At 68.9% G+C, this 22,176-nt stretch carries 22 protein-coding genes; 10 read left to right on the top strand and 12 right to left on the bottom strand.

Translation table 11 applies throughout. The features are described 5' to 3' along the window. Positions 1 to 363 precede the first annotated feature (363 nt). The 3 genes from ABT061_RS42985 to ABT061_RS42975 all read left to right on the top strand — a co-directional run bounded on the left by ABT061_RS42985 (position 364) and on the right by ABT061_RS42975 (position 2,050). Positions 364 to 666 carry an ArsR/SmtB family transcription factor gene (locus ABT061_RS42985; RefSeq protein WP_350929196.1) on the top strand — a complete coding sequence of 101 codons (303 nt, stop codon included), beginning with the start codon at positions 364 to 366 and terminating at the stop codon, positions 664 to 666. Further along, complete coding sequence (locus ABT061_RS42980; RefSeq protein WP_350929194.1) at positions 663 to 1,181, top strand: SRPBCC domain-containing protein; 519 nt, start codon at positions 663 to 665, stop codon at positions 1,179 to 1,181. Before ABT061_RS42985 ends, ABT061_RS42980 begins: the two co-directional genes overlap by 4 nt. A 326-nt stretch (positions 1,182 to 1,507) precedes the next feature. Beyond that, positions 1,508 to 2,050 carry a hypothetical protein gene (locus tag ABT061_RS42975; protein ID WP_350929192.1) on the top strand — a complete coding sequence of 181 codons (543 nt, stop codon included), beginning with the start codon at positions 1,508 to 1,510 and terminating at the stop codon, positions 2,048 to 2,050. A gap of 162 nt (positions 2,051 to 2,212) precedes the next feature. Here the strand turns inward: ABT061_RS42975 and ABT061_RS42970 are convergent, their stop codons facing one another. From ABT061_RS42970 to ABT061_RS42960, 3 genes are all read right to left on the bottom strand, one after another. Next, the gene (locus tag ABT061_RS42970) at positions 2,213 to 2,416 is read right to left on the bottom strand and encodes a DUF397 domain-containing protein (protein ID WP_350929190.1); all 204 of its coding nucleotides are present in this window, start codon (positions 2,414 to 2,416) and stop codon (positions 2,213 to 2,215) included. Then, on the bottom strand, positions 2,403 to 3,251 hold the full coding sequence (locus ABT061_RS42965; RefSeq protein WP_350929187.1) for a helix-turn-helix domain-containing protein: 849 nt from the start codon (positions 3,249 to 3,251) through the stop codon (positions 2,403 to 2,405). Before ABT061_RS42965 ends, ABT061_RS42970 begins: the two co-directional genes overlap by 14 nt. A 258-nt stretch (positions 3,252 to 3,509) precedes the next feature. Further along, a complete protein-coding gene (locus tag ABT061_RS42960; protein WP_350929185.1) occupies positions 3,510 to 3,764 on the bottom strand; it encodes a GntR family transcriptional regulator in 255 nt (84 codons plus the stop codon). 838 nt (positions 3,765 to 4,602) lie between these two features. Between ABT061_RS42960 and ABT061_RS42955 the strand changes: the two genes are divergently transcribed. Both ABT061_RS42955 and ABT061_RS42950 read left to right on the top strand, forming a co-directional pair. Next, positions 4,603 to 4,944 (top strand): hypothetical protein, encoded by a 342-nt coding sequence (locus ABT061_RS42955; protein WP_350929183.1) that lies wholly within the window; start codon positions 4,603 to 4,605, stop codon positions 4,942 to 4,944. Then, positions 4,941 to 5,261: a hypothetical protein gene (locus ABT061_RS42950; protein ID WP_350929181.1), complete on the top strand. Its 321-nt coding sequence runs from the start codon at positions 4,941 to 4,943 to the stop codon at positions 5,259 to 5,261. Before ABT061_RS42955 ends, ABT061_RS42950 begins: the two co-directional genes overlap by 4 nt. Positions 5,262 to 5,546: 285 nt before the next feature. On the opposite strand, the gene ABT061_RS42945 is transcribed toward ABT061_RS42950, so the two are convergent. Next, complete coding sequence (locus ABT061_RS42945; protein ID WP_350929179.1) at positions 5,547 to 6,113, bottom strand: TetR/AcrR family transcriptional regulator; 567 nt, start codon at positions 6,111 to 6,113, stop codon at positions 5,547 to 5,549. Between the two features lie 85 nt (positions 6,114 to 6,198). Here ABT061_RS42945 and ABT061_RS42940 point away from each other — a divergent pair, with 85 nt between their 5' ends. Beyond that, positions 6,199 to 6,885, top strand: a complete 687-nt coding sequence (locus tag ABT061_RS42940) for an SDR family oxidoreductase (RefSeq protein ID WP_350929177.1) — start codon at positions 6,199 to 6,201, stop codon at positions 6,883 to 6,885. Positions 6,886 to 7,262: 377 nt separating this feature from the next. On the opposite strand, the gene ABT061_RS42935 is transcribed toward ABT061_RS42940, so the two are convergent. Further along, positions 7,263 to 7,961 (bottom strand): hypothetical protein, encoded by a 699-nt coding sequence (locus ABT061_RS42935; protein WP_350929175.1) that lies wholly within the window; start codon positions 7,959 to 7,961, stop codon positions 7,263 to 7,265. 147 nt (positions 7,962 to 8,108) lie between these two features. Next, on the bottom strand, positions 8,109 to 9,419 hold the full coding sequence (locus ABT061_RS42930) for a WD40 repeat domain-containing protein (RefSeq protein WP_350929173.1): 1,311 nt from the start codon (positions 9,417 to 9,419) through the stop codon (positions 8,109 to 8,111). Positions 9,420 to 9,919: 500 nt separating this feature from the next. Between ABT061_RS42930 and rfbA the strand changes: the two genes are divergently transcribed. From rfbA to ABT061_RS42910, 4 genes are all read left to right on the top strand, one after another. After that, entirely contained in the window at positions 9,920 to 10,792 is an 873-nt protein-coding gene (rfbA, locus tag ABT061_RS42925) for a glucose-1-phosphate thymidylyltransferase RfbA (protein ID WP_350929171.1), read from the top strand. A 79-nt stretch (positions 10,793 to 10,871) separates the two neighbouring features. Beyond that, entirely contained in the window at positions 10,872 to 12,071 is a 1,200-nt protein-coding gene (locus ABT061_RS42920) for an AMP-binding protein (RefSeq protein ID WP_350929168.1), read from the top strand. Further along, positions 12,068 to 13,585: an aromatic amino acid lyase gene (locus tag ABT061_RS42915; protein WP_350929166.1), complete on the top strand. Its 1,518-nt coding sequence runs from the start codon at positions 12,068 to 12,070 to the stop codon at positions 13,583 to 13,585. The genes ABT061_RS42920 and ABT061_RS42915 overlap by 4 nt, the downstream gene beginning before the upstream one ends. A 19-nt stretch (positions 13,586 to 13,604) precedes the next feature. Next, complete coding sequence (locus ABT061_RS42910; protein ID WP_350929164.1) at positions 13,605 to 14,525, top strand: SAM-dependent methyltransferase; 921 nt, start codon at positions 13,605 to 13,607, stop codon at positions 14,523 to 14,525. Positions 14,526 to 14,652: 127 nt separating this feature from the next. On the opposite strand, the gene ABT061_RS42905 is transcribed toward ABT061_RS42910, so the two are convergent. From ABT061_RS42905 to ABT061_RS42880, 6 genes are all read right to left on the bottom strand, one after another. Beyond that, the gene (locus ABT061_RS42905) at positions 14,653 to 15,864 is read right to left on the bottom strand and encodes a hypothetical protein (RefSeq protein ID WP_350929162.1); all 1,212 of its coding nucleotides are present in this window, start codon (positions 15,862 to 15,864) and stop codon (positions 14,653 to 14,655) included. Positions 15,865 to 15,934: 70 nt separating this feature from the next. After that, entirely contained in the window at positions 15,935 to 16,744 is an 810-nt protein-coding gene (locus ABT061_RS42900; protein ID WP_350929160.1) for a TylF/MycF family methyltransferase, read from the bottom strand. 142 nt (positions 16,745 to 16,886) lie between these two features. Continuing rightward, complete coding sequence (locus ABT061_RS42895) at positions 16,887 to 18,167, bottom strand: activator-dependent family glycosyltransferase (protein WP_350929158.1); 1,281 nt, start codon at positions 18,165 to 18,167, stop codon at positions 16,887 to 16,889. A gap of 30 nt (positions 18,168 to 18,197) precedes the next feature. Next, positions 18,198 to 19,481, bottom strand: coding sequence for an activator-dependent family glycosyltransferase (locus ABT061_RS42890; protein WP_350929156.1), 1,284 nt, complete (start codon positions 19,479 to 19,481; stop codon positions 18,198 to 18,200). A 5-nt stretch (positions 19,482 to 19,486) separates the two neighbouring features. Next, the gene (locus ABT061_RS42885) at positions 19,487 to 20,788 is read right to left on the bottom strand and encodes an activator-dependent family glycosyltransferase (protein ID WP_350929154.1); all 1,302 of its coding nucleotides are present in this window, start codon (positions 20,786 to 20,788) and stop codon (positions 19,487 to 19,489) included. 5 nt (positions 20,789 to 20,793) lie between these two features. Then, entirely contained in the window at positions 20,794 to 22,101 is a 1,308-nt protein-coding gene (locus tag ABT061_RS42880; RefSeq protein ID WP_350929152.1) for an activator-dependent family glycosyltransferase, read from the bottom strand. Between the last annotated feature and the right edge of the window lie 75 nt (positions 22,102 to 22,176).

Here is a 22,176-nt window from a genome sequence, read left to right as displayed (position 1 = left end):
CTGTGGCCGACATGGAACAGCCAGCCGATCACTGTCTTGACGTGGCCCAGCGTCCAGCGCTGGTCAGGGGAAGTGGCAACCGTCTCGCGAGTGGTCTCGGAGGCCGGTGGAGGTCCTGCCTTCTGGTCGAAAGCGGGGAGAGACGGCCCCTGCAGGCCTCTGCCGTATGAGCCGCTTGATGGCCGGGGCGGCGACGGTGAGCGACGACTAGGGGGCATGGGCATAGGCCGATCGTTTGGATCGACTCAATGGGGCGGCCCAGCGCAGAGATCGGCTGGACCCGGAGCGGCTGGTGGCGGCCCATCGGAGGGCTGATTCGACCCTGGCTTGCGGAGTCATATTTCCATATGGAAATATGAGCGCGTGAGCGCCTACGCAGCCCTGGCCGAGCCGCATCGCAGGCAGATTCTCGACCTGCTCCGTAAGGGCGAGCGGCCCGCCGGAGAGCTGGTGAAACACCTTGACCTCAGCCAGCCCGGCGTGTCCAAACACCTCAAGGTATTGCGCGAGGCCGGACTCGTCGTGGTTCGCATCGAGGGCAAGCAGCGTGTGTACGCGCTGCGCCCAGAACCCCTTGCCGAGGTCGACCAGTGGCTGGAGCCCTATCGCGTGTTCTGGTCGAGGCGCCTCGACGCCCTGGAACAACACCTGGAGGAGAACCCGTGATTCACGGAACCCTGGAGACCATCGACGGTCGCCCGGCGCTGCGCTTCGAGCGCACGCTCGCCTACCCGATCGAGCGCGTGTGGCGAGCCGTCAGCGTGCCCGCAGAGCTGGAGCGCTGGTTCCCCGCAGCCGTCGACTGGACGCCGGCGAAGGGTGAGACCTTCGAGGCCGCCGGCCAGACCCTGGAGGTGACCGAGGTCGACGCACCCCGCCGCCTGGCGTGGACCTACGCCGGCCAACTGCACAGCTTCGAGCTGGTGGCCGAGGGAGACGGCTGCCGTTTGATCTTTACCCACGTCATCGGCGACCTCGACTCCGCGGCGCAGACCGCCACCGGCTGGGAGACCTACTTCTGGCGGCTCGGGCCGCATCTCGCCGGCCAGTTCATCTCAGAAGAGGTGGCGCACGAGCCGTGGGAGGAGCTCCACGAACACTACGCCCAGCGCTTCGGGGTGGACCCGGGCCCAGGCCGGCGCTTCGCGGCGGCTCTGCGTGGAAACAACGGCGACGCCTGAGTTGCTGCACCACGACATCGAGATGGCGCAGGAACAGGTCGTCGTTCATCAGGATCTCCGTAGTTCCTGATGCTTTCCTCGACGCTGTGATGATCGCCCGCTGCTCGTCCCGGGTCAAGATCGTTCGTCCTCGGCTTCGCCTGCGGGCGCTGTATCTTGACCCGCTCCTCCCACCGACGGCAGCGGCCGGGTATGGGCAGCCCGCCTAGGACCGTCATCGCGTGCACGTGCCCCTCAAAGGTCGAGGATGAAGGCCAGGGGCGTCGTACTCCTGGAATTGACCAGAAACCCAGACAGTGCCGAGCCGTTGTGGTGAAATGCGCCGAATGGAGCGAGTACGGCAGCTGGTGGGCGAGATGCTGATCTACTGTTTCGTCGTCATCCTGCTCACCGGCGGCTTCCTGGCCTTCTTCTACACACCGAGCAACCAGATGGTCCCCTACAACGGCTTCTACGAGCCGCTGCGGGGTGTCCCCGTGAGCGCGGCCTACGACTCGATCCTGAAGATCAGCTCCGAGGTGCGTGGCGGCCTGCTCATCCGGCAACTGCACCACAGCTCCTCGGTCCTGCTCGTCCTGGGAACCGTCGTCTGGATCCTGCTCGGCCGATCCTGTTACGCCCTCGCGGCCCTGGGGCTGGTCCTGCTCAGCGGTCTGGCAGGCTACGGCTCCGCCGACGACCTGTTCACCGGAACCGTCCTGGAAAAGCTGCCCACTCCCTGGTGGTACGGCTTGCACCTCCTGACGGCGCTGGCCGTGGTCACCGTACTGGTGCTCTCCTCTCGCCGCGAGGCCGGCCGAAGCCCGAGAACGCTCCGCTTCGTGGCATTGAGCCTCGGCCTCACCATTCTGGTGATCTTCTTCCTCTGACCGGCTGCCGGCTCGCGATGAGGATGAGCTTCCATATAAGAAACGCCGCAGACTGCTTGAGGGACAGGGCTGCGCTGGCGAGGCTCTCGAATGCCAGCGTAAGTTGCCGCACGGCTGGGCGGTTTCCCAGACGATTCCGGCCGTGCGGCACTCGTGGTCGGGTCAGATTTCTCCGCTGCGGATGCCTGTCAGGAAGTTGTTCCAGGCTGTGGGGGAGAAGGCCAGCGCGGGGCCAGCTGGGTCCTTGCTGTCGCGGACGGCGATGATATCGGGCAGGTTCATGGCTACTTCCACGCAGTTGTCGCTGCTTCCACCGCTGTAGCTGCTCTTACGCCATGCGGCGCCAGTCAGGTCAGAGAGGGACATGGTCACTCCTTACCGCAGCAATGAACGCCGCAGACTCCTCGGGGGACAAGCACACACCAGCAAGACGCTCGAACGTCAGCTTAAGGTTCTCCACCTGATCCGTCGCCTCTACATAGACGTCTCCGCCTGGGCAGCCGGTGTAGCCCACCTCTGGATCTTCGGCATCGAATGCCAGCAGAGAGAAAGCGCCCTCCAGGCCACAGTGCGCACCGACCCGAAGCGGAAGAACCTGAACGGTGATGTTGGGCCAGTCCATGACCTGAAGAATGTCTCCGAGTTGGCGGGCCATGATGCCGGGCGAGCCGACAGGGCGGCGCAGAGCGCATTCGTCCATGAGTGCATGCAGCGCGGGCGCCTGTGAGCTGAGAAGGCTGATTTTGCGTGCCATCCGAGCTGTCACATACCGCTCCAGCTCTGTAGCGACCAGTCCCGGACGAGACGTGCGGATAAGTTCACGGGCGTAGTCCTCGTTCTGCAAAAGACCTGGTATCAGCAGCGGTTCCCAGCTGCGGATGGTTGTTGCCTCGGACTCCAGGCCAACGTAGGCGCCGGCGAACACATCGCTGTAGGCGGTCCACCAACCACGTTGACCGGCATCCTGGCCGAGTTGGATCAGTCCAGCCTTCGTTGGCGGATCCACAGCATACAGATCGCAGAGGTCGGCAACGTCCGTGCCGCTGGGCATGGTCCGGGCGTTCTCGATACGGCTTAGCTTGGCCGTGGACCAGCGGAGCGGAGTGGCCACCTCTTCCAGCGTGAGGCTTGCCTTCTCGCGGAGTCTTCGCAGCTCACGGCCAAGTCGGCGGTGTCGAACGGTGGGGCTCGCAGAAGCCATGCCGACAAGCATGCCTGATCACGGTCGTCGTGCGCCGAGCAAATTTATACAAGGCGCTTGTGATCATGCAAGTTGCACGCCACACTGCAAGAAGTTGCTTGGCTACGAAGAGTAATGGCGAGGTGGAAGCGTCCGTGTGGCGTCGCCGTCATCGTTGGTTGCCTGCGGTCCGGCTCGTTAACTCAGGGTGAGGGTGCCATGACACTTGTGGATCGATCCGTGTGGCGGTTCCATCTGTCCAGGAAAGTCATGACGGACTCAGTCCTTCTCCTCAGCGGGTGTCCTCGCCGGGCTGACGAACGATCCGATCTGCGGGACGGTGTAGACCACCCCCTGTTCCCGGAGGTAGGCGACCACCTTCCTGGCCGTGCCCCGGGCGATACCGAACTCCTGCACCATCTGCACCTCAGAGGGGATCAGGTGGCGCGGCAGGTACTGGCCGCGTTCGATTCTCTCGGTGAGGGTCTCGGCGACCTGGATCCATATCGGCCGATCACGCTCGAACTCGATCATGCGAAGAAGATAGACGGCCATGCTCATAGGCACTCATGTGAGTACGAGCATGGACGAGCACATCTGGAGAAGGGCTGTAGAGGCTCGAAATCCGCCTCAAGGCTCATAAAGCGGACCCGTCCGGTGCTGGAACACCGTGACGGGCCCTTGATCAGGAAGTAGGTCCTGACCCGTGAGCAACCCTAGTGCTCCAGTTCTCGACAGACAGGCGGTCAGCGACTGCGGCTGTTTCGCCGAGGTGCCGCCGATGCCGATGGGGTGTGCCACCTGTGGGCATGCCCCCTACGCGCATGGCTGTCCCGACCGGCCCGCCGATCACGAGTACGTCCAGCCCTCCGGCGACCTGTTGGACATCCGGCTGCGGGTCCGTCGTACCGGAGACCGTTCCCTGCTGTGCTTCGAGCCCGCCCCCGAGGCCCCGGCCAGGACGATCCCCGCTCAGCGGCCCGCCGAGGTGGTCGCGCCGGTATCCGTTCAGCGGCGTGCCGGGTCGGCCTCGACTAAGAGGATTCCGCCGGTACCCGCTCAGCGTCGTTCCGAGCGGATACCGGCCGTCGAGCCGTCCGTACCGCCGTCGCCGTCTCGGCGGGTGCCCTGTCGTCCGCGTCCGGCGTCCGCTCTCACCAGGGCGTCCCGGCTCGGATGTGGACGCCGTCTCGTGCCCCGCTCCGGGCGAAGAACCACCTGCGCACCGAACCGCTCGGCGGTCACCCCGTCTTCGTGTCGGCCACCCGGCCGGTACGGCGAACCCCTCCAGATCCTTCCCCGCTTCATGAAACAGGCCCGCCCCACGCTGACAACGACCGGACGGGCCCTTGATCGGATCGAGGTCCAACCAGTGAGAGATGGTAGTTCCACCCACCCAGAGCCGACCAGTCCCGAGACGACGATTCCCGGCTGGCGGCTGATTCTCAGCGACGCCGGGCGACTGTGGGCCAGCCGGGAGCGGCCCTTCTCCCAGGTGGCCACCCACGCCGGGGCCGAACGGACCATCGACGGCGACAGCCTGGAGGCGCTGCGGGCCGAGACCGATCGGCAGGAGACCTTCGCCCGCGAGGCGGAGGAGCAGGCGGCCCGCGGACAGGAGACACCGGAGGCTCCTGCCTCGGAGGAGCGGGAGCAGGAGACGCGAGAGCGGGAGATGCCGGAGCGAGAGCAGGCCGGGCGGGTGGTCTCGTGATCCGCCGCTGCCTGGCCGCCGCCCGGGGCCGTCACCGCGACGGCCAGGCCGTCGCCCCGGTCCCGCAGTACACCTGGGACCACGAGGCCCGCGCCGAGGCCGCAATGCTGGAGATCACCTGGCCGGGATGGGCCGTGCTCTACGGCACCGGCAGCCGACTCTTCCACGCCATCGCCACCTGGCCCACCCCGGAACCGCTCATCATCTGTGACCGGACCATCGAGGGCCTGAAAACCCAGATGCGTGAAGCCGAGACGACCGCGCTCCTGCACCGCTGGGCGCTCACCTCCGGCTCGGCCACTATCGGCCACTTCTGATGAGCGGGCACGACGGCCCCATCCCTTCCCCGGTCCGGGGCCGCCGTGCCGTCCAAGACGTACCGCGCGAGGGTGAAACGCGGTGCGTGACGCGGGCGGGCCGCCCACCCGGCCCGCCCGCGTCATCCAGACAGGAGTCCCCGCGATGAACCCCCCGAAACAGGGCCCGCTCACAGCACTGCGGCAGGCATTGCAGAACAAGCGGCGGTGTCGGCCGTGCGCGTGCGCGGCTGACTCTCGGCCGGGCGCATGCCTACGGCGGGCCGGCCCGCCCTGCCTCCCGGATCAGCTGTTCGCCGTCAAGGCCGCGCGTGCGGTGCTGAGGATCTCCTCGGAGAGGGGGGAGCCCTTGGTGGCCCGGGACAGGACTAGTGCGCCGAGCATCGTGCACAGCCGGGTGATGCCGTCCTGGTCCTCGGTGGCGAGCCACTCGGCGAAGCCGCTCACGCCCTCGGCGTAGACGCGGTGGGCCTCGTGATCACCGAGTTCCCGTGCCATGTCGGTGGCGAGCCCGGCGACGGGGCAACCGTCCGCCGGGTTGTCGCGATGCTCGACGGAGAGGTAGGTGTCGATCGCCACCCGCTGCTCCGGTCCTGCCGCGCGATGCCGGGCGAACTCGTCGAAGGCGTGGGCGGTGGCCTCGTCGACGAGCGCCTCCTTGGAGGCGAACTGCTTGTAGAAACCGCCGTGGGTTAGCCCGCACTCCTTCATGAGGTCGGCGACGCTGACCTGTGTGCCCCGCTCGCGGAACAGCCGGGAGGCGGCTTCCACGACCCGCTTGCGGTTCTCCTGTGCTTGCGCCTGCGACACGCGGCCCATCGGCCACCTCTCAAGTTGGATGTCGGTTGACATCTATCTTACCCTTCGGTTTAGATTATTAACGTAATCTAATTTCCGGGCTCGGTCCTCCGAACCGCCCGCGACGCTGGGAGCAAGCATGGAACTGAAGGACACGGTCGCAGTGGTCACCGGCGCCAACCGGGGGTTGGGTCGCCAACTGGCCATCCAGCTTCTGGAGCGCGGAGCGAAGGTGTACGCGGCGGCCCGCCGCCCTGAGAGCGTGGACGTGGCCGGCGTCATCCCGCTCCACCTGGATGTGACCGACGAAGGGTCGATCCGGGCCGCGACCGGCATCGCCTCCGACGCGACGCTGCTGGTGAACAATGCCGGGATCTTCACCGGCACCCCTCTGGTCGCCGGTGATCTGGACTCGGTGCGGCTGGAGATGGACACGAACTTCTTCGGGCCGCTCGCCGTGACGCGGGCCTTCGCCCCGGTCATCGAGGGCAACGGCGGTGGCGCCGTGCTCAACGTCCTGTCCGTGCTGTCCTGGCTGCACCCGGCCGGTTCCGGGTCCTACGCGGCGGCCAAGGCCGCCGCGTGGGCACAGACCAACGCGATCCGCGAGGAACTGGCACCTCGCGGCATCACCGTCTCGGCGCTGCACGTCGGGTACATGGACACCGACATGGCCGCCGGCGTTCCCGCCGAGCGGAAGGTCGATCCCGCCGAGGTCGCGGCGCAGGCCTTGGACGGCATCGAGAAGGGCCTCCCCGAAATCCTCGCCGACGACATCACCCGGCACGTCAAGCAGAACCTGGCCGCGACGCCGAACCCGGTGTGAGGCGCACCCCGCGGCGTCCGTTGTACGTTGCCCCCGGTGGCGTCGACCCGGGTAGGGACTTCTCACCAGGCGCGGTTAGGGCCCACGTCGAGCCCGCGCATTAGGCAGAGATTTGGACTGCTGAGGTCGCCTGGCGCGGTGGCTACCGCGAATGCCGCCCAGCGGCAGACCGAGGGGATAGGCGCCGGAGGCCGGACCCTCCGCTCTCCTGTCGGCGGTCAGCCGGCCAGGCGGCGGACCATGCGGACCAGCGCCTCGCGCCTCGACCGGGTGCTGTCATCGGCTTCACCAATTGAGGTCAGCTGTCCGGCAGGCAAGGTCACGTTGAGCGGCCACCACGCGACTCCGCCCGTCGGCGAGCCTGTCCTCACCGACGCTCAGCGTTCGACGTCGGCGCGGAAGGCGGGGAGGAGATCCCTGAGTTCGGCGGCGTTGAAGTTCGGGCCGTACACGATTCCGACCGTGCCGTCGTCGGCCCAGACACACATGCCCGATGCGGAGTCCAGGAGCAGGGTTTCGGTACAGCGGGCGTAGCCGCCGAACGGACCCGGGGGGATCTCGAAGTCTTCGCCCGGTGTGCCGACCGCCAGAAAGGTACCGAGGATGTCGTCCACGGCCGGTTGCCACTGGTCGGTGACGACCCTTGCGTCATATCCGGTGAATGTGAGGAGCCTGGTCCATTTGCGGCCCTTGGCCTTCTTGGTCTCCTCGTAGCGGGCATCCACCGCGTCGTAGACGGGAGCACCCCCGACGGAGGGTCGGTTGGACAGCAGTTCCTCCCGCGTGGCGGACGGCCACATGGCGTCGAGGCGAAGGCCCGCCGTCCGCTGCGGCAGCGGTTTCACCAGCCAGTGCCCACCCAGAGGGGAAGACGGTGCCGCGGAGCCGCCGGACGCGCACGCCGAGAGCAGGCAGACGGCGAGTACCGCCACCGCCGCGGCTGCCGTACCGTTGACGCGGCGGGCGGTCTGCACCGCCGGGTCCGGGGGGGTGGGCGGCGCCCCTCCCCGCGGAGAGAACTCCCCGACCGCGAGGCGTACATACGGGGCTGAGGACAGGCATGCGTCTTCCTTCATGTTCGGTTCATCATCGCGAGCAGCACAGGGCGCCGGCCCGCGTGGTCCCGCGCGACGTCTTCTGTAGGGGGCCGGGCCCGGTCGGGTCGCCCCGGGCTGCGACATCCGGGGCGACGCGGTGCCTTCCCAAGTCGGTCGGCAACCGGATCAACCGATGGGCGGATAGGGCGGGGACAGGCTCCACGCCCGCAAGGCCGAGCTTCGATCGGTGGAGATGACAACCGGAAGGCCGTCCAACCGGGCCACCGTCATCGTCCGGACCACGTCGGGGTGGACGAACGGTGCGCCGATCTGCTTGCCGGTGGCCAGGTCCCACACCCGCACCGTCATGTCGTGGCTGGCCGAGACGACGACCGGGCGATCGTCCAGATGCGTCATGACCGCTGACCAGATCACATTGGTATGGCCTTCGAACGGTGCGCGAAGCAGCTTGCCGGTGGCCAGGTCCCACACCCGCACCGCTTTGTCGCCGCCGGTGACGACGACCGTGCGGCCGTCCACCCGCGCCGTCGTCACCGATCGGAGCGCGTCGTCGTGGCCGGCAAGGGGCGTGCCGACCTGCTTGCCGGTGGCCAGGTCGCGAACCTGCACCGTGCCGTCTACGGTGCCAAGGAGGATGACGGGGCGACCATTCAGTGATGTCACCGCTATTGACCACACAGCATCACTGTGGCCTTTGAACGGTGCGCCGACCTGCCTGCCGGTGATCAGGTCCCACACCCGCACGGTCTTGTCCACGTCGACGGAGACGATGACCTGCCGCCCCTTCAACCGCGTCACCGCCACTACTCCGACTCCGTCGACATGGCCGGTAAGAGGCTCACCGATCTGCTTGCCGGTGGCCAGGTCCGACACCCGCACCGTCATGTCTGTGCTGCCGGTGATGGCGATCGGGTGGCCGTTCAACTTCGTCACCGCAATCGTGGAGATCAGTGTGGCGTGGCCGGTGGGCAGCGCGCTGACCTGCTTGCCGGTGGCCAGGTCCCACATCCGCAGTATCCTGTCGTAGCCTCCGGTGACGGCGACCGGGCGGCCGTTCAACTCCGTCACCGCCAACGCCTCCACGTCACCTGTGGCTTGCACATAGAGCTGCGTGCCGAAGGGGGCGGTCGCCGCAGAACGGGCCGCCGGGGCAGAACCCTTGTCCGTGGTGGAACCACCGGGCGAGGAGGAAGCCTCGCGGCTGTCTGACTGCCAGAACAGGACGACCAAAATGGACACCACAAGGGTGGCGACGGTCGCCACGACGGTAACCAGCATGCGTCCTTTGACGGGACGGCGTGATGGGCCATCGGTGCTCGACGAGCCGGACTCGGGCATCAGATGCTCTTTTCCGGAGTGGACGTGACGGCTTCGACCAGGTCGGTCAGAGGAAGTGATGTGCTCCCCTTCGAGTGCGCGGACGGATGAGACGTCGGGTGCGGTTTTATACAGCTCCAGCAGGCCGACGTACGCCATCACCCTGCTCCGTCGATCTTGCTATTGGCTTGGAATCAGCTTGTAGACATCCCGGCGCTGGAGATTTGCCGGAAACCTGGCCATGCCCCCATCCGGCCCCGCCCCCGGCGCCCGCATAGACCCGTGGCCTTGTCGCATTCTTGTTTTCTGCCTGACCGCTTGACTCCTCCGGCGGTTGCGTCCACGGAGGTGGTGTATGAGCACATCGGGTCCGAGCCGGACGGCGGTCGGCCCCGGTGATCCGTTCGGGCGAGCGCGCGGAGCGGGTTCGTGACATCTTCTTATCTCTTGCGGGAAATCCCTTGTGTGGATCGGATGCGGTTGTCGCCGCCGGTCCGCGGCTTTCCGGAACGATGTGGTTGACAGCGAACCCGTCAACACGATAAACGGCATCGCTATTTTCTGGGAAGGGATACGACTGGGTCGGACGCTTGGCCGGCGGGCGAAACTCTGATTACTCTTGCGCTGCATTCATCCCGAAATCGAGGAGAGGACGGGTGATGAAGGGAATCGTTCTCGCCGGCGGTAGCGGTACGCGTATGTACCCCCTGACATTGGCTACGTCCAAGCAGCTGCTGGCCATCTATGACAAGCCAATGGTTTATTACCCGCTTTCCGTGCTCATGCTGGCCGGCATGCGGGACATTCTGGTGATCTCAACGCCTGAGAGCCTCCCCGCGCTGCGCAACCTGCTGGGCGACGGGTCGCATCTGGGGCTCGACATCTCCTACGCCGAGCAGGCGGAACCGCGAGGAATCGCCGAGGCGTTCATCATCGGCGCGGACTACATCGGCAACGACCAGACGGCGCTCATCCTGGGCGACAACGTCTTCCACGGTGCGGGCTTCCCGCGGATCCTGCGGGCCTGTCGCACCAGGTTGAACGGTTGCACGATGTTCGGATACCCGGTGTCGGACCCGGAGCGGTACGGCATCGGCGAGGTCGACGCCAACGGCACGCTGGTGTCGATCGAGGAGAAGCCGCTCCGCCCGCGCTCGAACGACGCGATCACCGGGCTCTACTTCTACGACAACGACGTCGTGGAGATCGCCCGGGACCTGGCGCCCTCGCCGCGCGGCGAGCTGGAGATCACGGACGTCAACCAGACGTACCTGAAGCAGGGGCGGGCCCACCTGGTCCGGCTCGGGCGGGGTTTCACCTGGCTCGACGCCGGCACGCACGACTCGATTCTGGCCGCGAGCCAGTACGTGCAGGTCATCGAGAAACGCCAGGGTGTCCGGGTGGCCTGCCTGGAGGAGATCGCGGTGCGCATGGGATACATCGACGCGGACGCCTGCCACCGGCTCGGCGCCGGGATGAAGAATTCGGAATACGGCCAGTACCTCATGGAAATCGCCCAGTCGCTCGGCTGAGCGGTGCTGTCCCGCCAGCGGGACAGCAAATCCGATTCTTTCGTCTCTCTTTCCGCACGCCAGGGGTAAAGGAGTGGCCATGGATTATGCCGAGCTGAGCCCGGCCGAATTGCTTTCCCTTGAATTCACCGCGCCGGCGATGACCGACAGGGCCTGGCAGGTGCGCTGGGACCTCGCCGACCGCGATCCGGGGGAACTGGTGCTCGGCACCCTGCCGCCGACCATCGATTTTCACACCTCGGGGAGCACGGGTCCGAGCCGGTGCTGGCGGCGGCTACGGGAGAACGTCTGGCTGGAGGCGGGCATGCTCGCCGAGCTGATCGAACCGGAGAAGCCGGAGGCGGTCGTCTCCTGCGTTCCCCCGACCCACCTGTACGGGGCGCTGGCGAGCGTGCTGATACCCGCTCATCTCCGGCTGCCGGTCTGGTACAAACCGACGTTCTACGGTGTCATGCCGCCGATCGAGCAGCGGCGGGTCGTGGTGGTGGCGACACCGTGGATCTTCACGTTGCTGTTGCAGCACATGAAGTGGGTCCGCGAGATGGAGCACATCACCGTGCTGTACGGCGGCGCGATGCTCCCCGCGACGGCCGGGGAGTTCCTCGCCGAGGCGGGCCCGGACCGGGCGCTCATCGTGGAGGTGCTGGGCTCCACCGAGGCGGGCGGCATCGCGACCCGGCGCTGGCGGGAGGGCGAACCTCCCCCCTGGACCCTCTTCCGCGACGTGTCCTTCGTCGAGCCCGAATCCAGGCCCGAGCTCGCGTCCGATCCCGAACCCGCCGGGACGAACGGCGAAGGGCAGAACGGCGACGGGTCACCGGACGACGGGGAGATACCGCTCGTGATCCGCAGTCCCCGGCTGGCCTTCCGGCCGGACGAGCGGCCACCGCCGCTCTGGGAGGCGGACGACCACGTCCAGCCGCTGGACGAGCGGACGTTCCGGTTCGCCGGTCGCCGCACCCGGCTGGTCAAGGTGAACGGCCGCCGGATCAACCTCGACGAGGTCGAGCACGCGCTGCGCGCCGTGCTGGACTGCGAGGACCTCGCGGTCGTCCCCGTCGCCGACCGGATGATCGGCGAGCACGTCGACCTGCTGGTCGTGCTGAAGCCGGGCACGGAACTGGCCGACCTCGACCTGTCCACCGCGTTCGACCGGATCGGGGTCCGCCCGAAGCGCGTGCACGAGGTGCCCAGGATCGAGCGGTCCGCACTGGGCAAGGTGCGGCACCTCCAGACATCACCCACCACTGAGGCAACTGAAGCAGAGGTAGCAAAGTGACACTGACCGCCGAGATGACGAGCAGCGAGACGACCGGTGCGGCGTACCTGGCGGAGATCGCCAGGAGCGCCTCCTGGGAGGGCCGGGTCGATCCGTGCGACGACGCCGACATCGCCAGGATGGAGGCCAGCGCGGCGACCGTCGCCAAGCACCTGGCCGCCGACCAGCCCATCTACGGCCTCACCCAGGGATTCGGCCCGCTCGTCACGTACGCCGCGGAGTCGGAGATGGAGCAGGGCAGCTCGCTGATCTCGCACCTGGGCACCGGCCAGGGCAGGCCGCTGAGCCCGGAGGTGTCCCGGCTCATCTTCTGGCTGCGTCTCAACAGCATGCGCCGGGGGTTCTCGGCGGTCTCACCGGAGTTCTGGCAGACCCTGGCCGACCTGTGGAACGCCGGTTTCACGCCGGTGATCCCGCGGGACGGCACGGTCAGCGCGAGCGGGGACCTGCAGCCGCTGGCACACGCGGCACTGACCTTCACCGGATTCGGCGAGGCGTGGATGCGCGGCGCCGACGGCGGCTGGGAGACGCGGCCCGCCAGGGAGGCGCTCGCGGCGCTGGGCGCCGAGCCGTTCGAGTGGCCGGTCAGGGAGGCGCTCGCCTTCGTCAACGGCACCGGCGCGAGCCTGGCGGTGTCCATCCTCAACCACCAGTCGGCGGTGCGGCTGGTCCGGGCGGCGGCCATGCTGACCGGCCGGCTGGCCACCCTGCTGCGGGCCAACAGCGAGCACTACGACGACGGCCACGCGTTCGCCCGCGGCCAGCTCGGGCAGCTCACCGCGGCCAGGTGGATCAGGCGGGAACTGCCCGCGGGCCTGGTCCGGGACGAGCGGCGGCCGCTGCAGGAGCCGTACAGCCTGCGGTGCGCGCCGCAGGTGCTCGGCGCGGTGCTCGACCAGCTCACCTCGGCGGGTGACGTGCTGGCCAGGGAGGCGAGCGGTTGCCAGGACAACCCGATCGCCTACGAGGGCCAGATCCTGCACGGCGGCAACTTCCACGCCATGCCGGTCGGCCTCGCCTCCGACCAGATCGGGCTCTCCCTGCACATGGCCGCCTACCTGGCCGAGCGGCAGCTCGGCCTGCTGCTCAGCCCGGCCACCAACGGAGACCTGCCGCCCATGCTCACGCCGAGGGCAGGCCGGGGCTGCGGGCTGGCGGGCGTGCACATCAGCGCGACGTCGTTCGTCTCCCGAATCAGGCAGGTCGTCTACCCGGCCTCGCTGACCACGCTGCCGACCAACGGCTGGAACCAGGACCACGTCCCGATGGCGCTCAACGGGGCGAACGCGGTCGCCGACGGCCTGGAGCTGGGCTGGCTGGCCATCGGCTCGCTGGCCCTGGGCGTGGCCCAGCTCGCCGTGATGGTCGGCGAGGAGCCCCAGGCCGACGGGATCTGGGCGGAGCTGGCCGAGATCTCCCCGCCGCTGGACGCCGACCGGCCGATGGCGAAGGAGGTGCGGGACGCCCGCGACCTGCTCGACCGGCACGCCGCCGCGGCGCTCGCCGCCGAATGACGAGGGAGGGGACGAGCCGATGAGCATCGAACAGCTACGGCGCAGCGCGCGTGGCTTCATCGCGGCCACCACGCGGTCCACCTTCGAGTGCCCGACGACGGAGCAGGTCGCCGAGTTCTACGACAGGAACGGTGGCGCCCTGGCGGAGATCTATCGGGGTCAGATGCACGTCGGTTACTGGGCGGGGCCCGAAGACGACAGCGGGCTGGACCAGGCCGGCGCCCGGCTGACCGACATCATGATCAGCAAGCTCGGCGCAGGACCGGATGACAGGATCCTGGATCTCGGCTGCGGGTCGGGGGCGCCGGCCGTGCAGGTGGCGCGCGCCACCGGCGCGGAGGTGGTCGGCGTCTCGATCAGCACCGGCGACGTCGAGCTGGCGAGCGCCACGGCAGAGGCGGAAGGCATGGCGGACCGGGTGCGGTTCCGGCACGGCGACGCCCTGGACCTGCCGTTCGAGCCGGGTTCCTTCGACGCCGTTCTGGCGCTGGAGTCGTTCGTGCACCTTCCCGACCGGGTATGGGCCCTGCGCGAGATCGCCCGCGTCCTGCGCCCGGGCGGCCGGGTGGTCCTCACGGACTACATCCGGCGCGGGCCGGAGAAGATGGACGAGGCCGAGGAGTACGCACTGGCCGAGACGCTGGCGGACTGGCGCATGGTCCCCATGGCGCGGGCCGAGCACTACCCGGACTTCGCGCGGCAGGCCGGCCTGGCCGTCGACGAGATCACCGACATCACCGAGCACACGAAGTACTCGTTCGGTCAGATCTACCTGGCGACACGCGAGTACGCGCGCAAGCACGGCGACCTGCCGCCGGACCTCGCGAAGATCTTCAGCAAGGGGACCGACGAGGACTGGCTGGAGTCGGCGGAGGAACCGCAGTACAACGGCACCGTCCTCGTCGTGGCCCGCAAAGCGGACGACACCGCGACGTCCTGACGGCCGACGGGGCGGAAAGGAACCCTTCCCACGAAAGCGGGGCACCGGCCGGTGCCCCGCTTTCGTGTTCCTCCGAGAATGACGGTCGCCCGCGGTGTCCCGCTTTCGGTTCCTCCGCGGGCGACCGTCACCCGTACTGCTTCAGCGCCAAGGCCCGCGCCGGCCGGCCGTCCCGCAGCACCACGTCCATCCGCAGGCCGACCGTGCGGCCGGCGCGCGTCACGCCGAGGGAACCCCGGTGGTACGTCGCGCCGGTGCTGCGCAGCGCGAGAAAGCTCTCGATCCGCGGCCGCACGGTGCCGTCGGCCTCCACGGTCCAGCATCCCTTGGCGGTCCAGGGCGGCATGGCGGCCGAGCACCACCTCCGCGGCAGGCCGCGCAGGTGGACCCTGCCGAGTGCCCTGCCCTGCGCGATGCCGGGAGCGGGCTGGTAGAAGGAGAGGCGGATGGCGTGTGGGTCCATCTTGCGCAACGCTCCGGTCTGCTCGTAGAGCAGGACCATCGCCAGGTAGCGGACCACCCTGTCGATCCGCTCCTCCTCGCTCTCCGCCGGGTAGAGCTTCTCAAGCCGGGTGAGGTAGTGCCGCCGTGTCTCGGCTCCGATCGGCCCGCGCCATCCCGCCGCGCACAGCTCGTCGAACTGGATCCGGCAGTCCTCGCCCGCCGTCCAGTAGGCGTGCAACAGGTCGCGGTTGTGCTCGGCCTGGGCGATGCACTCGCGGTAGTCGACCTCGACCGTCTCGTGGAACAGGTAGGGCCGAACGGTCTTCCCGGCGACCGTGTCGAGCAGGCCGACCAGCTCTTCCGCGTACCGGAGAGAACCCTTGGTGATCGATTTCTGCACGGCGGGAGGACGCCCGTAGGCGTCCTCGTACCACACCCCGAAGTCTTCGATGATCAAGCTGATCCGGGCTCCGGGCTCGTACACCTCGGCGATGTCGGCCACGAGCTGGGTCAGGCGCAACGTGGTGAAGACCTCGGCGATGTCGATTCCCTGGTCCTCGTCGCCGACGTAGTGCTTGATGCATCCCCACATCGTCGAGAAGGGGACCGGCTCGTTCCGCGACACCGCCCGTTCGATGCGTTCCCGCAGGATCCGGCGCCCGTCCGCGTCGGGTCTGGGGTCGAAGCGCGTGTGCCGTGAACCGACGACGATGTCGAGTATCCGGTCCACGGTCGAGCCCGGATGCGGCGCCCCCCCGCTGCCTAGGATTCCGGAAACGGCTCGCGTCATCAGGTCGGGCGGGATCGGCAGACCCTCGGTGGACCAGGAAAATGTGAGATCGTCACCGGCGACCCTCACGGTCGCCGTGCCGTCGAAGTACTGTTCCCCGGGCATCGTCCTCCTTTCGTGGATGTGGTTCCCCCGCGGTGAGAAGCGGGCACCGGCCTCGCGGCCGGTGCCCGGCTCAGGCCTCCTTGCGCCAGTAGACGCCGCACCAGTCGATGTCGATGATCGGCTCGGTGATGGCGTGCTCGTTCCGGTAGTCGTGGACGGCCTTGGCGCAGGCCTCCAGTGCGTGGTAGTCGTCGACGATGAGGAATCCGCCCGGCGACAGCTTGGGATAGAGGTTCACCAGCGCGTCCATCGTCGACTCGTACAGGTCGCCGTCCAGGCGCAGGACCGACAGGCGCTCGACGGGCGCGGTGGGCAGGGTGTCGGCGAACCGGCCCTTGACGAACTCGACCTGTTCGTCGAGCAGGCCGTACCTGCGGAAGTTCTCCTGCACCTGCTCCAGGGAGATCGCGAGCGGTTCGAACAGGTGGATGCCCCACAACGGCTTGTCGTCCGGGTAGCGCTCGTCCGGCTCGGGGATCCCCTCGAAGGAGTCGGCGACCCAGACCCGCCGGTCCGTCACGCCGTGCGCGGCCAGCACGGCCCGCATGAAGATGCACGCGCCGCCTCGCCACACCCCCGTCTCCATGAAGTCGCCGGGCACACCGTCGGCCAGCGCGCGCTCGGCGCATTCCTGCAGGTTGTTGAGACGCTTCATGCCGATCATGGTGTGCGCGTCGCGCGGCCAGTCGCGTCCCTCGCCGCGTCCCTCGGCGCTGAACTCGACGAGTTCGGCCCCCGCCATTTTCAGCTCGGTCTTCTCCCCGTCGGAGACCTCGACGATGTCGACGTTGGAGACGTCCAGGTCCGGGTCCTGGTAGACCGTGTTGCAGACGATTCGCTTCATGAGGTCGAGATAGAGGTCGGACGCTGTCATCGTCATGGGTTTCCTCCGGTTTTCGTGACGGTTCGGGAACCGTTCGAGAAATGTGTGGACGGTGCTCTCCGAGCTGTGTCGAAGCCCGGATGAATCGGATCGGCTTTCCTGCTACCGATGGTTCGCGGCGGTTTCGGCCTGCCACACCTCACCGGGGCGCGGTGCGGTGCTTGGCGGTGAGCTCTTCCAGGTGGGGGACGAGCTGGTTGGGGGTGGGCGTGGCGTGCATCTCGTCGCGCAGGTCGCGGGCGCCCTCGCGGAAGGAGGGTTCCGCCAGCAGCCGCAGGACGGCCTCGCGGATGTCCCGGCCCGTTGCCCGCTCGTAGGGGATCTCCAGCGCGCCGCCGCGGGCGGCGAGCCTGCGCGCGAGGATCGGCTCGTCGAAGTGGTATCCGAGGGCGAGCTGCGGGATCGCGTGCAGGGCCGTGGTGAGCGCGGTGCCCGGCCCGGCGTGGTTGACGACCACGTCACACGTCGGCGCGAGGGCGTGCAGGGGGACGTACGGCACCAGCCGGGCGTTGCGGGGAACGCGGGTGAGCTTCTCCTGCTCGCTCTCGGCGATGGTGGCCACGACCTCGACGTCCAGGTCGCCCAGGGAGTCGAGGACGTCCTGGGTGTCCAGGGCGTACCCGTCGAACAGCTCGGTGGCGGTGAGGCCGAGGGTGAGGGCGACGCGGGGACGCTCGGGCGGGACCGACAGCCACTTCGGCACGACGGCGGGTCCGCCGTAGGGGACGTATCGCATCGGCACGTACGGCAGGTCGGCCTGCGCGGTCAGTGAGGCGGGGAGCTGGTCGATGGTGAAGTGCCCGGTGGTCATGTCCTCGTCGAACGCGAAGCCGTACTTGCGGGCGTAGGAGCCGAGCCAGTCGGCGAGGGGGTCGGCGCGCTCGTGAGCCGGCTGCTCGGTCTTGAGACGGAGAAAGTGCTCGCGGGCGATGCCGAAGACGTCGACGCTCCACAGCAGGCGGGCGTGGGCGGCGCCGCACGCCTTGGCCGCGATCGGTCCCGCATAGGTGAAGGGCTCCCAGATGATCAGGTCGGGCTGCCAGCGGCGGGCGAAGTCGACCAGCCCGGCGATCATCGGCACGTTCTCCGCGTTGTATCCCCCCACGGTGTCGACGTAGCCGTCCAGCATGCGGCGCCAGGTGGCGTTCGCCGGATCCGCCGCGACGTCGTACGGCGACGGCAGGCCGACCCGTGCCGCTTCGAGCTGCTCGGCGGTCAGCCCGTAGATCTGGAAGAGCCGGATGATGTCGAGGTCGCGGCCGACCGGCACGGCGGTGAGCCCGGCCTGGGTGATCGTCTCGGCGAAGGCGGGCTGGCTGGCGACGCGGACCTCGTGGCCGGCGGTGCGCAGTGCCCAGGCCAGCGGCACCAGCGGGTGAAAGGTGCTGTTGCCGGGATTGACGGCGAATAGGACCCGCATCGCTTCTGTCGTCTCCTCTGTCCTGCGCTGTCAGCGGCTTGTGGTGCGGTGTTTGGCGGTGAGCTCTTCCAGGTGGGGGACGAGCTGGTTGGGGGTGGGCATGGCGTGCATCTCGTCGCGCAGGTCACGCGCCCGGTCGCGCGGGGCGGGCTCGTCCAGCAGCCGCAGCACGCTCTCCCGGATGGCCGGGCCGGTCGCCTGGTCAGCGCGGATCACCAGCGTGGCGCCCTGGGCCTCGGCCATCCGGGCGAACGCCGGTCCGTCGAAGTCCCACGGCAGGGCCAGTTGCGGAACCCCGTGGAGGGCTGTGGTGAGGAAGGTACCGAACCCCGCGTGGCTGATGATCGCCGAGCAGGTGGGCGCGAGGGCGTGCAGGGGCGCGTACGGCACGAGCCGCGCGTTGTCCGGGATGCGGTTGAGCCTGTGCCGCTCACTCTCGGGGACCGTGGCGACGAGTTCGACGTCGAGGCCGGCGAGGGCGTCGAGGACGTCCTGCACGCTGACCGCGTAACCCGCCTTGTGGTCGGTCAGGCTGAGCCCCATCGTCAGGGCGACGCGGGGGCGGGCAGGTGGGGTCCACAGCCACTTCGGCACCGTGGCCGGCCCCCCGTAGGGAACGAACCGCATCGGCACGTACGGCAGGTCGGCCCGGACGCCGAGCGAGGCGGGGAGCTGGTCGATGGTGAAGTGCCCGGTGGTCATGTCCTCGCTGAAGGCGAAGTCGTACTTGCGGGCGTAGGAGCCGAGCCAGTCGGCGAGCGCGTCGTGACGGTCGCCGGGCGGCTGCCGTTCCATGAGCCGCAGGAACCTCTCGCGGGCGACGCCGAAGACGTCCAGGCTCCAGGGCAGGCGGGCGTGGGCGGCGCCGCACGCCTTGGCCGCGATCGGTCCCGCATAGGCGAGCGGCTCCCAGATGACCAGGTCGGGCCGCCAGGACCGGGCGAACTCCACCAGCCCGGCGATCATCGGCAGGGAACCGGGCCGGTGCCAGGAGTGCAGGATCTCCGCGTACCCGTCGGCCAGATGCGGCCAGGTGCCCCGGTCGGGGGCGTCCACGACGTCGTACGGCGTGGGCAGGCCGTACGCGGGTTCCCAGGTCCAGTCCGGGATCCGGTGGTCGCGGGCCAGCAGCTGCCACAGGTCGGCGTCCCGGCCGACGGGCACGGCGGTGAGTCCGGCCTGGGTGATCGTTTCCGCGAAGGCGGGCTGGCTGGCGACGCGGACCTCGTGGCCGGCGGTGCGCAGTGCCCAGGCCAGCGGGACCATGGCCAGCAGGTGCGCCTTCTCGGGATTGGCGACGAACAGTACGCGCATGGTCTTCACCCCCGCCCGGCCGCGGACATCTGGAGCGGCGTGCGCCGGTGCGCCGCGACCAGTTCCTCAAGATCGTCGACCATCTCGTTCGGCGTCGGCATGGCCAGCATCTCCTCACGCAGCAGGGCGGCCCCGTGCCGGAACCTGGGTTCGTTCAGCAGCCGCAGCAGGCGGTCCCGGATGGTCACACCGGTGGCCTGCATGGTGTGCAGGGCAAGCCCGGCCCCCTGCGCCGCGATCCGGCGCCCCAGCGCCGGGCCGTCGCCGTCCCACGGGATGACCAGGTGCGGGACCGCGTGCAGCGCGGTGGTGGCGAGGGTGCCGAAACCGGCGTGGTGGATCACCGCCGAACAGGTGGCCGCCAGAGGGGCCAGCGGTACGAACGGCACGAGCCGGGCGTTGTCCGGGATCGAGGTGAGCCTGTCCCGCGCGGCCTCGGAGACGGTCGCGACAAGCTCGATGTCCATGTCGGCCAGCGCGTCCAGCACGTCCGGCAGGTCGACCACGTACCCCGCCCCGTGGTCGGCGGTGCTGAGCCCCATCGTCAGCGCGACCCTGGGGCGCCCCGGAGGCTCCCGCAGCCACGAAGGGACGACCGCCGCGCCGCTGTAGGGCACGTATCGCATCGGCACATACCGCAGGTCGGCCTCCAACCGCAGCGAGCGCGGCAGGAGGCTGATCGTGAACTGGCCGGTGACGAGCTCTTCGGAGAACTCGAAGCCGTACTTGCGGGCGTAGCCGCCGAGCCAGTCGGCGAGCGGGTCGGTCCGGTCCCCGGCGGGCTGCCGTTCCATGAGCCGCAGGTGGTGGGCGCGGGTCACGGCGAGGCTGTCCACGCTGAACAGCAGGCGGGCATGGGCGGCGCCGCAGGCCTCGGCGGCGATCGCGCCGGCGTAGGTGGTGGGTTCCCAGATGACCAGGTCGGGCCGCCAGGACCGGGCGAACTCCACCAGGTCCGCGACGATCGGGACGTTGCTCATCTTGTGCCAGCGGCTGACCTGGAGCTCGTATCCGTCCTTCAGGTAGCTCCAGGTCACGTCGCCCGGATGCCACTCGGCCGCGTCGTAGGGGACCGGCAGTCCGCCGACCCCCGCCGGGAGCCAGTGCATGTGCCGGCTCATGAGCTGCCACAGGTGCCGCTCCCCGCCGACCGGCACCGCGGTCAGGCCCGCCTGGGTGATCACGTCCGTGAAGACGGGCTGGGCGGCGAAGACCACCTCGTGGCCGGCGGTGCGCAGTGCCCAGGCCAGCGGGGCCATGGCCAGGAAGTGCGTCTTCTCCGGGTAGGTGGTGAACAGGACGCGCATCGGTCTCACCCGTCGCCGCGGTGTTCGGCGACGAGCTCCTCCAGCCGGGGGACGAGCTCGTTGGGCGTCGGCATGGCGAGGAACTCCTCGCGCAACCTGGCGGCGCCCTGCACGAAGGACGGCTCGTTCAACAGCCGCAGCAGGTTCTCGCGGACGGCCTCGCCCGTCGCCTTGGCGGCGTGCACGGCCAGGCCGGCGCCCTGCGCGGCCAGACGTTCGGCCAGCGCGGGCTGGTCGACGTCCCACGGCAGCGACAGCTGGGGCAGCCCCTGCAGGGCCGTGGTGGCGAGAGTGCCCACCCCGGCGTGGTGGATGACGGCGGAGCAGGAGGCGAGCAGCGCCTGGAGCGGCACGTAGGGCACCGGGCGGATGTTGTCCGGGATCCTGGCGAGCTTCTTCTGCTCCTCCTCCACGATGGTGGCGACGATCTCGATGTCGAGATCACCCAGGGCGTCGAAGAGGTCCTGCACGTCGACCGGGTAGCCGACGGCGCGGTCGGTGACGGTTAGACCCATGGTGATGGCGACCCTGGTCCGCTCGGGCGGGGTGGACAGCCACTTCGGCACGACCGCCGGGCCGCCGTAGGGGGTGTACCGCAGCGGGAGGTAGTTCAGGTTCGCCCGCATCCGCAGCGAGGGCGGCAGCATGTCGATGGTGAACTGGCCGGTGATGAGCTCCTCGGTGAAGTCGAACCCGTACTTGCGGGCGTAGGAGCCGAGCCAGTCGGCCATCGGGTCGGCGCGGTCGTCCTCCGGGCGTTCGGCAGTGAGCCGCAGGAAGTGGTCGCGGGTGATGCCGTAGACGTCCGCGCCGATGAGCAGGCGGGCGTGCGCGGCACCGCAGGCCTTGGCGGCGATCGCGCCGGCGTAGGTAGTGGGTTCCCAGACGACCAGGTCGGGCTGCCAGCTCTGGGCGAACTCCACCAGGCTGCTGATCATGGGGACGTTGCTCTGCTTGTGCCACTGGCCGATCTGCAGCTCGTAGCCGTTGCGGAGGTAGTCCCAGTCGACGTCCTCGGGCTCCCACTCCGCCGCCGCGTACGGGGTGGGCCAGCCCACCTCCTTGCTGCCGGTCCACTCCTCCGTCCACTCCTTCTTGGCGTGGGCCATCTCCTTGAGGCGGCCGAGGTACTGCCACAGGTCGCGGTCGGTGCCGATGGGCACGGCGGTCAGGCCGGCCTGGGTGACGACGTCGGCGAACTTGGGCTGGACCGCGACGCGCACCTCGTGGCCGGCCGTGCGCAGCGCCCAGGCCAGCGGGGCCAGCAGCAGGAAGTGCGTCCGTTCTGGATATGTGGTGAACAGGATGCGCATGGTGGTGGTGTCTCCTGGTCGGGCGTCAGCGGTGTTTGGCGGTGAGTTCTTCGAGCTGGGGGACGAGCTGGTTGG

The organism is Streptosporangium sp. NPDC002544, assembly GCF_040295965.1.
GTDB lineage: Bacteria > Actinomycetota > Actinomycetes > Streptosporangiales > Streptosporangiaceae > Streptosporangium.
The sequence above is the reverse complement of the archived record's forward strand: the minus strand, read 5'-3'. Positions and strand labels throughout refer to the sequence as shown.